Below are 14,471 nucleotides of genomic sequence, written 5' to 3'. Positions count from 1 at the left end.
TTTGCAAAATAGCATTGGAGCACACGCACAAAGCCTCCAACACTTATTGGATAAAGGTAGCACCAGATATAGAAACCACCTATGAAACTTAGCTTAATTACCTGAAGGAAATGTCCTATAGGCTTGTTTGATAAAAACAAAATCCCCCAGCAACGAAATACCGCCCTACGTAACCCGGGATATATTGCCAAGCCGTGAAATGCGCCACGCTGTCCGAATACCGTCGGAGATGCTAAACCCTGCTCTCACACCGCAGTGCAATCGCTGAACGCAAGGGGAGCTGTATGAGTAAAGCCGAGCCGAAAAGCCCACTGACGATCATTGCCATTTTCGCGGGCATCATCGAAGCGTCGGCACTGGCCTCTTTGCCATTTCTGGGCGAGGATAGCCAGAGTACCTACACTTGGTTCCTGGTGGGATTCCCGTTCTTCCTCACGGTGTTGTTCTTTCTTACCTTGAACTTCAACTATAAATCCCTTTACTCACCCGACATTAGCGAGCCGGCGCCCGGCACAATCACCGGCCCTGCTCCGGTGGTCAGGCCCATGTATATACCCGCCTTGCCTGAAACATCCGCAACCGAGGATCTCCGCGCAAGTTCAGCGAGCATACAAGCTGAAACAATTAACGCAACGCATATGCTTCCGGATATTTCCGAACAAAGTACAGTGATCATCACCCTGCGCGGGCCTGCAGCAACTCACCTGATGAAATACTTCGCCCTACAGGCACTCCAACCCTCGCGGCTGCCGTGTAATAAATGGATTCTGTACAACCTCGACACCGGGGCGCAAACCACTCTACAGACTCAATCATCGAGCGAAACCCAGCCTTGAGTGCAACCTGCAGCTAAAAAAAACCCCGGCAAGCCGGGGTTCTTTCACAGGCAGCAATGATCAGATCAGGGTCCGACCCTTGTTGGCCGCAATGCGCATGCGCAGGGCGTTGAGCTTGATGAAGCCCGCTGCGTCTGCCTGATTGTACGCGCCGCCATCTTCTTCGAAGGTGGCGATGTTGGCGTCGAACAGCGAGTCGTCAGACTTGCGGCCGGTAACGATGACATTGCCCTTGTACAGCTTCAGGCGTACCACACCGTTCACGTTGACCTGCGAAGCATCGATCATCTGTTGCAGCATCAGACGCTCCGGGCTCCACCAGTAACCGGTGTAGATCAAGCTGGCGTACTTGACCATCAGCTCATCCTTCAGGTGAGCGACTTCGCGGTCCAGGGTGATCGACTCGATCGCCCGGTGGGCGCGCAGCATGATGGTGCCGCCTGGGGTTTCGTAGCAGCCGCGCGACTTCATGCCGACGTAACGGTTCTCGACGATGTCCAGGCGACCGATGCCGTTCTCGCCGCCGATGCGGTTGAGGGTGGCCAGTACGGTGGCTGGCGACATTTCAACGCCGTCCAGGGCAACGATGTCGCCGTTGCGGTAGGTCAGTTCCAGGTAGGTCGGAACGTCCGGGGCGTTTTCTGGCGACTTGGTCCAGCGCCACATGTCTTCTTCGTGCTCGGTCCAGGTATCCTCCAGTACACCACCCTCGTAGGAGATGTGCAGCAGGTTGGCGTCCATCGAGTACGGCGACTTCTTCTTGCCGTGACGCTCGATCGGGATACCGTGCTTCTCGGCGTAGTCCATCAGTTTTTCACGGGACAGCAGGTCCCACTCACGCCATGGCGCAATGACCTTGACGCCTGGCTTGAGCGCGTAGGCACCCAGCTCGAAACGTACCTGGTCGTTGCCCTTGCCGGTCGCACCATGGGAGATGGCATCGGCGCCGGTCTCGTTGGCGATTTCGATCAGGCGCTTGGCGATCAGCGGACGAGCGATGGAAGTACCCAGCAGGTACTCGCCTTCGTAGACGGTGTTGGCGCGGAACATCGGGAACACGAAGTCGCGTACGAATTCCTCGCGCAGGTCATCGATGTAGATTTCCTTGACGCCCATGGCCTGAGCCTTGGCGCGGGCCGGCTCGACCTCTTCGCCCTGTCCCAGGTCAGCGGTGAAGGTCACCACTTCACAGTTGTAGGTATCCTGCAGCCACTTGAGAATCACCGAAGTATCAAGGCCGCCGGAATACGCCAGTACGACCTTTTTTACGTCCGCCATGCCATCACTCCACGGGGTTGTACGGAAAGCCGTCGATTCTACCGGCCTTGCGACAAAATTTACAGTGGGGCGACAGCTTGTGACGACAAAGCGACAGGAACTGTCGAGAGCGCGACGGACGGTCGCAGCTCAGGACTTGCTTGCGGGCTTGACAGTATCGGCTGCGGCAGCAGGCGTGGCCGGCGGTTTGGCTGCCGGCTCAACGGGTTTTGCTACCGTTTTTTCGACAGGCGTCACCCGATCGAGCTGAATGTTCACCCGTCGGTTGCGCGCGCGGTTGGCCGCGGTGTTGTTGCGCGCCAGCGGATAGCGCTCACCATGAAAGCGCACGGTGATCTGCTCTTCGGGAACGCCGTGGGCCTTGAGGTACTCCATCACCGCCAGCGCCCGGCGCCGCGACAGATCGCGGTTGGTCAGGCGGTTGCCGCTGTTGTCGGAGTGGCCGTCGAGCTCGACGTGGTTGACCGTCGGGTCGGCCTTGAGGAAGTCGAGGATCACGTCCAGGCGTGCCCGGGCATCGGCATCCAGGTCAATACCACCGCCCGGAAAGCCGACCCGCGCCTGGCGCACCTGGTCATAGTTCATCGGCAGGAGTTTCGCCGCGCAGGCCTGATAATCTCCGTAGGCCTTGTTGAACTTGACCGGCAACACCCGCACTTCCATGGTCCGCCCGGCTTCACCGGCAGCGTTGCGCACCACGGTGCTGCGTCCATCGAGCAAACCGTTGATAAGGCGGCTGGCCTGGCCCTGGGAGCTGGTAAAAAGCACACCGCTGCGGGCCATGCGCACCGCGCCCAGGTTGATATCGCCCCGCCCGGGCTGCCACGGCGCAGCCGCCGCCAGCAGAGTGGCGGAGCCGGCACCCAGTACATTGCTGCTTGAACGCAGCTGGAAAGTCGGCTGTTCACCGGCACGGCGGACAAACTCGCCGCTACCGAAATCGGCAATGGGTTGAACCAGCCGACATTCGAACTGATCGCCTTCGACCTTCCACTCGATGTTCTCCAGACGGGTCTGGAAGGTGAGTGCCATGGCGGGCATGCTGGCAAACACACTGAGCAGGGCTAGATAACGCTGGCGCACGGGCGGCTCCACAGATTTTCACGGTATACCTGCACGCTATCGGTCGGTCGCGGCAAAACTTGATAGCGAGTGCTCGTAACCGGCTTTTCCGGTAGCATTCACCTTGAGTTCGACCCGCCTGGAATCCCCAATGTCCGACCGCCTGACCCTCCTGCGTCCCGACGACTGGCACATCCATCTTCGTGATGGCGCTGTATTGCCGCATACCGTCGGCGACGTTGCGCGCACCTTTGCCCGCGCAATCATCATGCCCAACCTGGTACCACCGGTGCGCAACGCCGCCGAAGCCGGTGCCTACCGCGAGCGCATCCTCGCCGCACGCCCTGCCGGCAGCCGTTTCGAGCCGCTGATGGTGCTGTACCTCACCGACCGCACCCAGCCCGAGGAAATCCGCGCGGCCAAGGCCACCGGCTTCGTCCACGCCGCCAAGCTCTATCCGGCTGGCGCGACGACCAACTCTGACTCCGGTGTAACCAGCGTCGACAAGATCTTCCCGGTGCTCGAAGCCATGGCCGAGGTCGGCATGCCACTGCTGGTGCACGGTGAAGTGACCCGCAGCGAAATCGACGTGTTCGACCGCGAAAAGCTGTTCATCGACGAACACCTGCGCCGTGTGGTCGAGCGCTTTCCGACCCTCAAGGTAGTGTTCGAACACATCACCACCAGCGACGCCGTGCAGTTCGTCAACGAGGCCCCGGCCAACGTTGGCGCGACCATCACTGCCCAGCACCTGCTGTACAACCGCAACCACATGCTGGTGGGCGGAATTCGTCCGCACTTCTATTGCCTGCCGATCCTCAAGCGCAACACCCACCAGGTGGCCTTGCTGGACGCCGCCACCAGCGGTAGCAGCAAGTTCTTTCTCGGCACCGACTCGGCTCCGCACGCCCAGCACGCCAAGGAAGCCGCCTGTGGCTGTGCCGGTTGCTACACCGCCTATGCCGCGATCGAGATGTACGCCGAAGCGTTCGAACAACGCAATGCGCTGGACAAGCTCGAAGGCTTCGCCAGCCTGCACGGCCCGGCCTTCTACGGCCTGCCGGTAAACACCGATAGCATTACCCTGGTCCGCGACAGCTGGACCGCCCCAAGCAGCTTGCCGTTCGGCGAGCAGACCGTTATCCCGCTGCGCGCCGGTGAGCAACTGCGCTGGCGCCTGCTGGAGGAAACTGCGTGAGCGAAGATCAGTACGAAGACGACCAGGAAGGTCATGGCGGCGGTTCGCGCCACCCAATGGCTGAACGCTTTCGCGGTTACCTGCCAGTAGTTGTCGACGTTGAGACCGGCGGTTTCAACAGCGCAACCGACGCCCTGCTGGAGATCGCCGCGGTCACCATCGGCATGGACGAAAAAGGCTTCCTGTTCCCGGAACACACCTATTTCTTCCGCGTCGAGCCGTTCGAAGGCGCCAACATCGAACAGGCTGCCCTGGAGTTCACCGGGATCAAGCTCGACCACCCGCTGCGCATGGCGGTCAGCGAGGAGTCGGCCTTGACCGACATCTTCCGTGGCGTGCGCAAGGCGCTGAAGGCCAATGGCTGCAAACGGGCGATCCTGGTCGGCCACAACAGCAGCTTCGACCTGGGCTTCCTCAATGCCGCCGTGGCCCGCCACGACATGAAGCGCAACCCGTTTCATCCGTTCTCGAGCTTCGACACCGCCACCCTGGCCGGCCTTGCCTATGGCCAGACCGTACTGGCGCGGGCCTGCCAGAGCGCCGACATCGACTTCGATGGCCGTGAGGCGCACTCGGCGCGTTACGACACCGAGAAGACCGCCGAGCTGTTCTGCGGCATCGTCAACCGCTGGAAAGAAATGGGCGGCTGGCAGGACTTCAACGACTGATGTTGGAGCGGGCTTGCCTCGCGATGCGATATAGCATGCAGAATGCTATCGCGGGGCAAGCCCGCTCCTTCAGGCATAAAAAAACCGGCCATCAAGGCCGGTTTTTTTATGCCTGGCAATTACAGCTTGCCAGCGTTCTCGCTCAGGTAAGCAGCAACGCCTTCTGGCGAAGCGGTCATGCCCTTGTCGCCTTTTTTCCAGTTGGCAGGGCAGACTTCGCCGTGCTCTTCGTGGAATTGCAGGGCGTCGACCAGACGCAGCAGCTCGTCCATGTTGCGGCCCAGCGGCAGGTCGTTGACGATCTGCGAGCGAACAACGCCCTTGTCGTCGATCAGGAAAGCACCACGGAAAGCTACGCCGCCTTCGGACTCTACGTCGTAGGCCTTGGCGATGTCGTGCTTCATGTCGGCAGCCATGATGTACTGGACCTGACCGATGCCGCCGGCATTGATCGGGGTGTTGCGCCAGGCGTTGTGGGTGAAGTGCGAGTCGATCGACACGGCGATCACTTCAACGTTGCGCGCCTTGAATTCGGCCATGCGGTGGTCCAGGGCGATCAGCTCGGACGGGCAGACGAAGGTGAAGTCCAGCGGGTAGAAGAACACCAGGCCGTACTTGCCCTTGATGGCCGAAGCCAGGTTGAAGCTGTCGACGATTTCGCCGTTGCCCAGAACAGCTGGAACGGTGAAGTCCGGGGCATTTTTGCCAACGAGTACGCTCATGCGATATCTCCTGATGGGGTGGAATCATCTTGCACAGGCCAGCATGCAGCGGCCCGGCATCGAAATGGCCGACCATCATACACCGCCCGGCGCGACTCGCCGAATTTCAGTCCGAATGCTCGACAATCTGCCGTTGGTCGCTCTAGTCCGCACCTTGCAGAAAGAGTTTTGACAAGCATTCTCATTAACATTAAGCTTCTTCGCATTGAGCCTTAACCAGCGATGGTCAGCCCTATGTATGTGTGTCTTTGTGTTGGTGTGACCGACGGACAGATCCGCGATGCGATCTATGAAGGATGCTGCAGCTACAAGGAAGTCAGAACCGCCACCAACGTGGCGAGCCAGTGTGGCAAATGTGCCTGCCTGGCCAAGCAGGTAGTGCGCGAAACCCTCACCGAGCTTCAGGTCAGCCAGGCTGCCCTGCCCTATCCTGTAGAATTTACTGCAGCATAATTCAGCGAATTCCAAGAACCGGACCCAGTGTCCGGTTTTTTTATGCCTGTAATTCAAGTAGTTAGAGGTTTAACGCGGAACACAAACATTCTTATTCCGATTAATTTTCATTTATTATTCAATAACTTAGGTTTGACAGTAGAAGTTGCGAGGCTCAGACTTGCCTTTATAGACACACTTACAGGGCAGGACCCCATCATGAAAGGCGACGTTAGCGTCATCCAGCATCTCAACAAGATCCTCGGAAACGAGCTGGTCGCAATCAACCAATACTTCCTGCATGCACGCATGTACGAGGACTGGGGTCTGGAGAAGCTCGGCAAGCACGAGTACAAAGAATCCATCGAAGAGATGAAACACGCTGACAAACTGATCAAGCGTATTCTGTTCCTCGAAGGCATCCCCAACGTCCAGGACCTGGGCAAGTTGCTGATTGGCGAGCACACCAAGGAAATGCTTGAGTGCGACCTGAAGATCGAGCAAAAAGGCCTGGTCGACCTCAAGGCCGCCATCGCCCACTGCGAGACCGTCGGCGACTTCGGCAGCCGTGAGCTGCTCGAAGACATTCTCGAAGCCGAGGAAGAGCACATCGACTGGCTGGAAACCCAATTGAGCCTGATCGACAAGGTCACGCTGGAGAACTACCTGCAGTCGCAAATGGGCGAGTAAGTTCACCGCCCTGCCCTACAGGCACAAAAAAGCCCCGCACTGCGGGGCTTTTTTTTGACCAAACCTGGAATCAGGCCTTGGCTGCCTCAGCCTTGGCTGCAGCTTCCTTGATCAGGGTCTGCAGTTCGCCGTTGGCAAACATTTCGGCCATGATGTCGGAACCGCCGACCAGCTCACCGGCAACCCACAGTTGCGGGAAGGTTGGCCAGTTGGCGTACTTTGGCAGGTTGGCGCGGATTTCCGGATTCTGCAGGATATCCACGTAAGCGAATTTTTCGCCACAACCCATCACGGCTTGCGCCGCCTTGGCCGAAAAACCGCACTGCGGGGCATTCGGCGAGCCTTTCATGTAAAGCAGAATGGTGTTGTTGGCAATCTGCTCTTTGATTGTTTCAATGATATCCATGAAGCACCTCGCGGCTGAACTTTCCGACCTGGTTGTCGGCACGGTGACGCATTGTATCGGAAAGCCGAGCAGGACGCTCGGCCTTGCCGATATCAGGCCGCAACCACCTGCACCGGCACGCCGTTGAGCGCCGCATTGCCCGACACCGCATCCAGCTGGCGCTCATCGGTAAGGTCGTTGGCGCTGGCGCCGGGCTGGCCCTGGGCGATCTCCATGCGCACCCCGGCACGGGCATGGCCAAAGCCATGGGGCAAGCTGACCACCCCCGGCATCATGTCGCTGCTGGACTGCACCTCGACCTCGATTTCCCCGACCCGCGAGCTGACCCGCACCCGCTGGCCATCCTGCAACTGGCGGCCGGCCAGGTCATCCGGATGCATCAACAGCTGGTGACGCGGCTTGCCTTTCACCAGGCGATGGTAGTTGTGCATCCAGGAATTATTGCTGCGCACATGGCGACGACCGATCAGCAGCAGTTGATCCGCCGCCAGCGGCTGTTGCCCGGCAAAGCGCTGCAGGTCGCCGAGAATTTCCGGCGGTGCGGCTTGAACCCGTTGGTTAGCCGTCTTCAAACGCGCAGCCAGGTTCGGCTGCAGCGGGCCCAGGTCGATGCCATGCGGGTACTGATCGAGGGTCTCAAGCGACAGTTTGAACGCCGAAGCATCCCCATATCGGCCCTGGCGCAAGCCGATATCGATCATTTGCGCCGGCGGCAAGGTCGGCTTCAACGGCTTCTCGCTGAGAGCGGCAAAGGCCTTGGCCAGGCCGACGAAGATCTCCCAGTCATGCAAGGCGCCTTCGGGTTTGGGCAGCATGGCCCGATTGAAGCGACTGACATTGCGTACCGCGAACAGGTTGAAGGTGGTGTCGTAGTGATCGTTCTCCAGTGCCGAGGTGGACGGCAGGATCAGGTCGGCGTAACGGGTAGTTTCGTTGATGTACAGGTCGATGCTGAGCATGAACTCAAGGCCGTCCAGGGCCCGCTCCAGCTGCCGGCCATTGGGCGTGGACAGCACCGGGTTACCCGCGACCGTCACCAGCGCGCGAACCTGCCCTTCCCCTTCGACCAGCATCTCTTCGGCCAGGGCCGCCACCGGCAATTCGCCGCCGTACTCGGGAAGCCCGGAGACCCGGCTCTGCCAGACATTGAAATGCCCACCCGACGTACTGGCCACCAGATCCACCGCAGGCTCGGTACACAGGGCGCCACCCACGCGGTCGAGGTTGCCGCTGACCAGGTTGATCAACTGCACCAGCCAGTGGCACAAGGTGCCAAAGGCCTGGGTCGAGACGCCCATGCGCCCGTAACAGACCGCCTTGTCGGCGGCGGCAAAGTCCCGGGCCAATTGGCGAATTACCTGGGCATCGACGCCGCACAGCGGGCTCATGGTCTCGGCGGTGAACGGCGCGATCGCCGCTTGCACCTCGTCCAGACCATCGACCGGCAATGTCGATTGGCGGGTAAGGCCCTCGGCAAACAAAGTGTTGAGCAGGCCGCAGAGCAGCGCCGCATCACCGCCAGGACGGATGAACACATGCTGGTCGGCCATGGCCGCCGTCTCGCTACGGCGCGGGTCGACCACCACCAGTTTGCCGCCGCGGGCCTGGATTGCCTTGAGGCGCTTCTCGACGTCCGGCACGGTCATGATGCTGCCGTTGGAGGCCAGTGGGTTGCCGCCAAGGATCAACATGAACTCGGTGTTGTCGATATCCGGGATCGGCAGCAGCAGGCCATGGCCGTACATCAGGTAGCTGGTCAGGTGATGCGGAAGCTGGTCCACCGAGGTGGCAGAGAAGCGGTTACGGGTCTTGAGCAGGCCGAGGAAGTAGTTACTGTGGGTCATCAGCCCGTAGTTGTGCACACTCGGGTTGCCTTGATAGACGGCCACGGCGTTCTGCCCATGGGCCTGCTGGATGGCCCAGAGCTTTTGCGCGGCCAGTTCGAAGGCTTCCTCCCAACTGATCGCCTGCCAGCTGTCAGCGACGCGCTTGTGTGGCGCACGCAAGCGATCCGGATCGTTCTGGATATCCTGCAAGGCCACCGCCTTGGGGCAGATATGGCCGCGGCTGAAGCTGTCCTCGGGGTCGCCCTTGATCGAAGTGATGCGCGGGGCGGCATCGGGTTCGTGGGTGATCTCCAGGGTCAAGCCGCAGATGGCTTCACATAGATGACAGGCACGGTGATGCTGGGTCTTGTTCATGGCCACCTCTTGCTCGGGTGTCTGGGATCAACCGACTATGAGCCTGACCCGGCCTGGCGACCAGTGAGGTTTGTCGCGTGAATCTTCAGGCATCAGGCGCAGCGATTCGCCGTGGGGCCGCTGCCGGGTTTGCCAAGGCGCTGGCAGGCAGTGTAAAACCCTTGTGTAACGTATAAAAAAAGCTTCTGACCAATGGGTTACGACACTGCCTGAAACATCGGCGACGAAACCCCCTCTTGGTATGACGCGACATTTAATTATAGTATTGCGTCTTCCCCTAATTCGTCGCCCCGTGCGGCTTTCGCCGCAGGTCACTTCCGTTGTTTTGAAAAACCGGTATGGCTGATCTGCGGTCTGTTGCAAAAAGGTAGTCAAAAATGAGCGCTAGGCACTTTCTCTCCCTGATGGATTTCACACCCGACGAACTGCTCAGTGTGATCCGTCGAGGTATCGAGCTGAAGGACCTGCGTAACCGCGGCGTACTGTTCGAACCGCTGAAAAACCGCGTGCTGGGGATGATCTTCGAAAAGTCCTCGACCCGCACCCGCCTGTCGTTCGAAGCCGGCATGATCCAGCTTGGCGGCCAGGCCATCTTCCTCTCGCCACGGGACACCCAGCTGGGCCGTGGCGAGCCGATTGGCGACTGCGCCATCGTCATGTCGCGCATGCTCGATGCGGTGATGATCCGTACCTTTGCCCACAGCACCCTGACCGAATTCGCCGCCAACTCGCGGGTGCCGGTGATCAACGGCCTGTCCGACGACCTGCACCCGTGCCAGCTGCTGGCCGACATGCAGACCTTCCTCGAGCACCGCGGCGCCATCCAGGGCAAGACCGTGGCCTGGATCGGCGACGGCAACAACATGTGCAACAGCTATATAGAAGCGGCGATCCAGTTCGACTTCCAGCTGCGCATCGCCTGCCCGGCCGAATTCGAGCCCAATCCGCAGTTCCTGGCCCAGGCCGGTGATCGCGTGCAGATCTTCCGTGAACCCAAGGATGCGGTGCAGGGTGCCCACCTGGTGAGCACCGATGTCTGGACTTCCATGGGTCAGGAAGAGGAAACTGCACGGCGTCTGGCCTTGTTCGCGCCTTACCAGGTAACCCGCGAACTGCTCGACCTGGCAGCACCCGATGCCCTGTTCATGCACTGCCTGCCCGCTCACCGCGGCGAGGAAATCAGCCTGGACCTGCTCGACGACCCCCGTTCGGTCGCCTGGGACCAGGCCGAAAACCGCTTGCATGCACAGAAGGCGCTTCTCGAATTTCTTGTTGAACCGGCCTATCACCACGCATGAGTCAACCTTTACTGCTTAACCTGCGCGAGCTCGCCTGTGGCTATGGCGAGCAGCGCATCGTCCAGAACCTCAACCTGCACCTGAACGCCGGCGACATCGGTTGCCTGCTGGGCTCCTCAGGCTGCGGCAAGACCACCACCCTGCGCGCCATCGCCGGCTTCGAGCCGGTGCACGAAGGCGAGATCCAGCTGGGCGGCGAGGTCATCTCCAAGGCCGGATTCACCCTGGCACCGGAGAAACGCCGGATCGGCATGGTGTTCCAGGACTACGCGCTCTTCCCGCACCTGACCGTGGCCGAGAACATTGCCTTCGGTATCGGCAAGCACCCGCAACAGCGCCAGGTGGTCGAAGAGATGCTCGAGCTGGTCAAGCTCGGCGGCCTGGGCAAACGCTACCCCCACGAGCTTTCCGGCGGCCAGCAGCAACGTGTGGCCCTGGCCCGCGCGCTGGCGCCCGAACCGCAACTGCTGCTGCTCGACGAGCCGTTCTCCAACCTCGACGTAGAGCTGCGCCGGCGCCTGAGCCACGAAGTGCGCGACATCCTCAAAAGCCGTGGCACCAGCGCGATCCTGGTCACTCACGATCAGGAAGAAGCCTTCGCCGTCAGCGATCACGTCGGTGTGTTCAAGGAAGGTCGCCTGGAGCAATGGGATACCCCCTACAACCTCTACCACGAACCGCTGACGCCGTTTGTGGCCAGCTTCATTGGCCAGGGCTATTTCATTCGCGGCCAGCTGACCAGCCCGGAATCGGTACGCACCGAGCTCGGTGAACTGCGCGGCAACCGTGCCTATACCCTGACACCTGGTAGCGCCGTGGATGTGCTGCTGCGCCCGGACGACATCATCCATGCGCCGCACAGCGAGCTGAAGGCGCTGATCGTGGGCAAGAGCTTCCTTGGCGCCTCGACCCTGTATCGCCTGCAACTGCCGACCGGCAGCCAGCTGGAAGCGATCTTCCCGAGCCACAACGACCATCAGGTCGGTGCCGAAGTAGGGATTGAAGTGGCGGCGGATCACCTGGTGGTGTTTGCCGTTCCGGGCAGCGTGGCGGCGCAGTTGCCGGTGCCGGAGAACGGCGTTCGCCGGTACAGCTCGGCGGTCTGATGTAAGGCCAATCGCGGGGCATGTGGGAGCGTGCTTGCCCCGCGATGCTTCTAAATCATCAAAACCCCACTGGCCACCAGCCTGGCATTCCCGGCAATCTTCACCCGCTCCCCCTCCAGCCGGCAGAACAACTCACCGCCGCGACTCGAACACTGGAACGCGCGCAGCTCGCTCTTGCCCAGGCGCTGCGCCCAGTACGGGATCAGGCTGCAGTGGGTGGAACCTGTCACCGGATCTTCCGGTATGCCTATCCCCGGCGCAAAGTAGCGCGAAACAAAGTCGTGCTCGATACCTGGCGCCGTGACGATCACTCCCAGCCCCGGTAATTGCGCCAGCGCTGTCATGTCCGGCGTACAAGCGCGCAACACCTGCTCGGATTCGACCCGCACCAACAGTTCGCTGGTTTTCCATACTTCCAGCACCGGGCAGCCCAGGGCTTCGGCCACCGGCAGCGCTTCATCCAGCAGTTGCGGATCGACACGCGGAAAATCCAGCTGCAAGCGCCCGCCCTCGCGGCTTACGCTCAGCGGGCCGGATTTACTCTGGAACAGCAGCCGCTCGCCCGGCACGTTATAGACCTCCAGCAACACATGAGCACTGGCCAGGGTCGCGTGGCCACACAGCGGTACTTCAGTGGTCGGGGTGAACCAGCGAATCTGCCAGCCTTCGGTATGGGGGACGACGAACGCGGTCTCGGCCAGGTTGTGTTCGGCGGCAATCTGCTGCATCAGCTCATCGGCGAGCCAGCTGCCGAGGCGATAGACCATGGCCGGGTTGCCGGCAAAGGGACGGTCGCTGAAGGCATCGACCTGATGGAATTCAAGCTGCATGGGACGATTTCTCTCAGTGGCGGGCCACAGAGCATGCCCGCCAAGCACTGACGACCGACAGAGACAGAATCAAGCGATTTTGAGCATACAGATGTCAGTCACGACCAATGGCGGCGAATTTGCCCTGGGTGTGCTCGGCCAGCACCGCAGCGGCCAGTTCGACTTCCAGACCCCGGCGGCCGGCACTGACGAAAATTGTTTCAAAGGATTGAGCGGTTTCGTCAATAAAGGTACGCAGGCGCTTCTTCTGGCCCAACGGGCTGATCCCGCCCAGCAGGTAACCGGTCGAACGCTGGGCCGCCGCCGGATCGGCCATCTCGCACTTCTTTACCCCGGCAGCATGGGCCAGGCCCTTCAGATCCAGGCTACCGACCACCGGCACCACCGCCACCAGCAACTCGCCCTTTTCGCTACTGGCCAACAAGGTCTTGAACACCTGCGCCGGCTCAAGATTGAGCTTCTCCGCCGCTTCCAGGCCGTAGGACGCAGCTTTGGGGTCATGTTCGTAACTGTGGATATGGTGTTCGGCGCGAACCTTTTTCAGCAGATCCAGGGCGGGCGTCATGCAGGACTCCAAACAGTAGGGTGAATGCCATTTCGCTGGCTACTTTAGGGCAAAACCCCAACCGCAACCAACGCCCATCACCGCCTCCAATAGTCAGATTGTGAATGGTGGTTCACTTTCGACCTTTGACATAAGCGTTTCTTGTCTATATTTTTTCGATTCTGAATATAGCTATGCCCCGTTAAGGTGCATTTCCTGCCGCCGCCCGACCGAAATGGGGATTTCTGTCGGGTTTTTGTCGAGCGCTCACTGCGCCTCACAACAACAAGAACCGAGGTAACGAATGACGACTGCTCTGCGACAACCAACACTTTCAAGCCAGTGCATGGCCGAATTTCTCGGCACCGCACTGCTGATCTTTTTCGGCACCGGTTGCGTCGCTGCGCTCAAGGTGGCGGGTGCCAGCTTTGGCCTGTGGGAAATCAGCATCATCTGGGGCGTCGGCGTGAGCATGGCGATCTACCTGACCGCCGGGGTTTCCGGCGCGCACCTGAACCCGGCGGTAAGCATCGCCCTGTGCCTGTTCGCCGGTTTCGAGAAGCACAAACTGCCGTTCTACGTCGTCGCCCAGATCGCCGGCGCCTTCTGTGGCGCAGCGTTGGTTTACACGCTGTACAGCAACCTGTTCTTCGATTTCGAACAAGCCCATGAAATGATCCGTGGCAGCCAGGCCAGCCTCGAGTTGGCCTCGGTGTTCTCCACCTACCCGCACCCGGCGCTGTCCACCGGCCAGGCCTTCCTGGTCGAAGTGATCATCACCGCCGTACTGATGGCGGTGATCATGGCCCTGACCGATGACAACAACGGCTTGCCGCGCGGCGCCATGGCGCCCCTGCTGATCGGCCTGCTGATTGCAGTGATCGGCAGCGCCATGGGCCCGCTGACCGGCTTCGCGATGAACCCGGCGCGGGATTTCGGGCCCAAGCTGATGACCTTCCTCGCCGGCTGGGGCGAAGTCGCCTTTACTGGCGGTCGTGATATTCCCTATTTCCTGATTCCGATTTTTGCGCCGATCATAGGGGCAAGCCTTGGGGCTGCCCTGTACCGCAGTGTGATCGCCCGCAACCTGCCGGTTGCCGAGAGCGAAAGCGCCCAGACCGACGCCAACCCTCAGGGCAAGACCCAGGCATCCTGATGCCTGCAGTGGCGAGCCAGGCTCGCCCCGCCCTGATCTCCACC

At 60.6% G+C, this 14,471-nt stretch carries 15 protein-coding genes and 1 pseudogene; 9 read left to right on the top strand and 7 right to left on the bottom strand.

Annotation, left to right across the window (positions count from 1 at the left end; all coding sequences use genetic code 11):
* Positions 1-284 precede the first annotated feature (284 nt).
* Positions 285-488, top strand: a pseudogene (locus JV241A_RS05650) (hypothetical protein); the annotation flags it as partial.
* Between the two features lie 408 nt (positions 489-896).
* Here the strand turns inward: JV241A_RS05650 and JV241A_RS05645 are convergent.
* Together JV241A_RS05645 and JV241A_RS05640 are read right to left on the bottom strand one after the other, a co-directional pair.
* Positions 897-2,114 carry an argininosuccinate synthase gene (locus tag JV241A_RS05645; protein ID WP_115085626.1) on the bottom strand — a complete coding sequence of 406 codons (1,218 nt, stop codon included), beginning with the start codon at positions 2,112-2,114 and terminating at the stop codon, positions 897-899.
* Between the two features lie 129 nt (positions 2,115-2,243).
* Positions 2,244-3,197, bottom strand: a complete 954-nt coding sequence (locus JV241A_RS05640) for an OmpA family protein (protein ID WP_115085625.1) — start codon at positions 3,195-3,197, stop codon at positions 2,244-2,246.
* Between the two features lie 130 nt (positions 3,198-3,327).
* Here JV241A_RS05640 and pyrC point away from each other — a divergent pair, with 130 nt between their 5' ends.
* On the top strand, positions 3,328-4,374 hold the full coding sequence (gene pyrC / locus JV241A_RS05635; RefSeq protein ID WP_115085624.1) for a dihydroorotase: 1,047 nt from the start codon (positions 3,328-3,330) through the stop codon (positions 4,372-4,374).
* Positions 4,371-5,042: a ribonuclease T gene (gene rnt, locus JV241A_RS05630; RefSeq protein WP_115085623.1), complete on the top strand. Its 672-nt coding sequence runs from the start codon at positions 4,371-4,373 to the stop codon at positions 5,040-5,042. Before pyrC ends, rnt begins: the two co-directional genes overlap by 4 nt.
* A gap of 119 nt (positions 5,043-5,161) precedes the next feature.
* Here the strand turns inward: rnt and JV241A_RS05625 are convergent, their stop codons facing one another.
* Positions 5,162-5,764, bottom strand: a complete 603-nt coding sequence (locus JV241A_RS05625) for a peroxiredoxin (protein WP_010221038.1) — start codon at positions 5,762-5,764, stop codon at positions 5,162-5,164.
* Between JV241A_RS05625 and JV241A_RS27405 the strand changes: the two genes are divergently transcribed.
* The 3 genes from JV241A_RS27405 (at position 5,763) to bfr (ending at position 6,886) form a co-directional block, all read left to right on the top strand.
* Entirely contained in the window at positions 5,763-5,936 is a 174-nt protein-coding gene (locus tag JV241A_RS27405) for a hypothetical protein (RefSeq protein WP_166675650.1), read from the top strand. The genes JV241A_RS05625 and JV241A_RS27405 overlap by 2 nt on opposite strands.
* A 62-nt stretch (positions 5,937-5,998) precedes the next feature.
* Complete coding sequence (locus JV241A_RS05620) at positions 5,999-6,217, top strand: bacterioferritin-associated ferredoxin (protein ID WP_115085622.1); 219 nt, start codon at positions 5,999-6,001, stop codon at positions 6,215-6,217.
* 198 nt (positions 6,218-6,415) lie between these two features.
* On the top strand, positions 6,416-6,886 hold the full coding sequence (gene bfr / locus JV241A_RS05615; protein ID WP_115085621.1) for a bacterioferritin: 471 nt from the start codon (positions 6,416-6,418) through the stop codon (positions 6,884-6,886).
* A gap of 70 nt (positions 6,887-6,956) precedes the next feature.
* Here the strand turns inward: bfr and grxD are convergent, their stop codons facing one another.
* A complete protein-coding gene (grxD, locus tag JV241A_RS05610) occupies positions 6,957-7,292 on the bottom strand; it encodes a Grx4 family monothiol glutaredoxin (RefSeq protein ID WP_028943477.1) in 336 nt (111 codons plus the stop codon).
* A gap of 92 nt (positions 7,293-7,384) precedes the next feature.
* Positions 7,385-9,493 (bottom strand): molybdopterin oxidoreductase family protein, encoded by a 2,109-nt coding sequence (locus tag JV241A_RS05605; RefSeq protein WP_134061537.1) that lies wholly within the window; start codon positions 9,491-9,493, stop codon positions 7,385-7,387.
* A 377-nt stretch (positions 9,494-9,870) separates the two neighbouring features.
* Here JV241A_RS05605 and argF point away from each other — a divergent pair, with 377 nt between their 5' ends.
* Together argF and JV241A_RS05595 are read left to right on the top strand one after the other, a co-directional pair.
* Positions 9,871-10,791, top strand: coding sequence for an ornithine carbamoyltransferase (gene argF, locus JV241A_RS05600; RefSeq protein ID WP_115085619.1), 921 nt, complete (start codon positions 9,871-9,873; stop codon positions 10,789-10,791).
* Complete coding sequence (locus JV241A_RS05595) at positions 10,788-11,897, top strand: ABC transporter ATP-binding protein (protein WP_134061536.1); 1,110 nt, start codon at positions 10,788-10,790, stop codon at positions 11,895-11,897. Before argF ends, JV241A_RS05595 begins: the two co-directional genes overlap by 4 nt.
* Positions 11,898-11,947: 50 nt before the next feature.
* On the opposite strand, the gene JV241A_RS05590 is transcribed toward JV241A_RS05595, so the two are convergent.
* Together JV241A_RS05590 and ybaK are read right to left on the bottom strand one after the other, a co-directional pair.
* Complete coding sequence (locus tag JV241A_RS05590; RefSeq protein WP_134061535.1) at positions 11,948-12,727, bottom strand: PhzF family phenazine biosynthesis protein; 780 nt, start codon at positions 12,725-12,727, stop codon at positions 11,948-11,950.
* Between the two features lie 94 nt (positions 12,728-12,821).
* A complete protein-coding gene (gene ybaK, locus JV241A_RS05585; RefSeq protein WP_115085616.1) occupies positions 12,822-13,292 on the bottom strand; it encodes a Cys-tRNA(Pro) deacylase in 471 nt (156 codons plus the stop codon).
* Positions 13,293-13,575: 283 nt separating this feature from the next.
* Here ybaK and JV241A_RS05580 point away from each other — a divergent pair, with 283 nt between their 5' ends.
* Complete coding sequence (locus tag JV241A_RS05580; protein ID WP_115085615.1) at positions 13,576-14,427, top strand: MIP/aquaporin family protein; 852 nt, start codon at positions 13,576-13,578, stop codon at positions 14,425-14,427.
* Positions 14,428-14,471: the final 44 nt, after the last annotated feature.

This window comes from Pseudomonas sp. JV241A, from assembly GCF_900275665.1.
GTDB classification, from domain to species: Bacteria; Pseudomonadota; Gammaproteobacteria; order Pseudomonadales; family Pseudomonadaceae; genus Aquipseudomonas; species Aquipseudomonas wadenswilerensis.
This window is presented reverse-complemented; position numbering and strand designations above follow the sequence as displayed.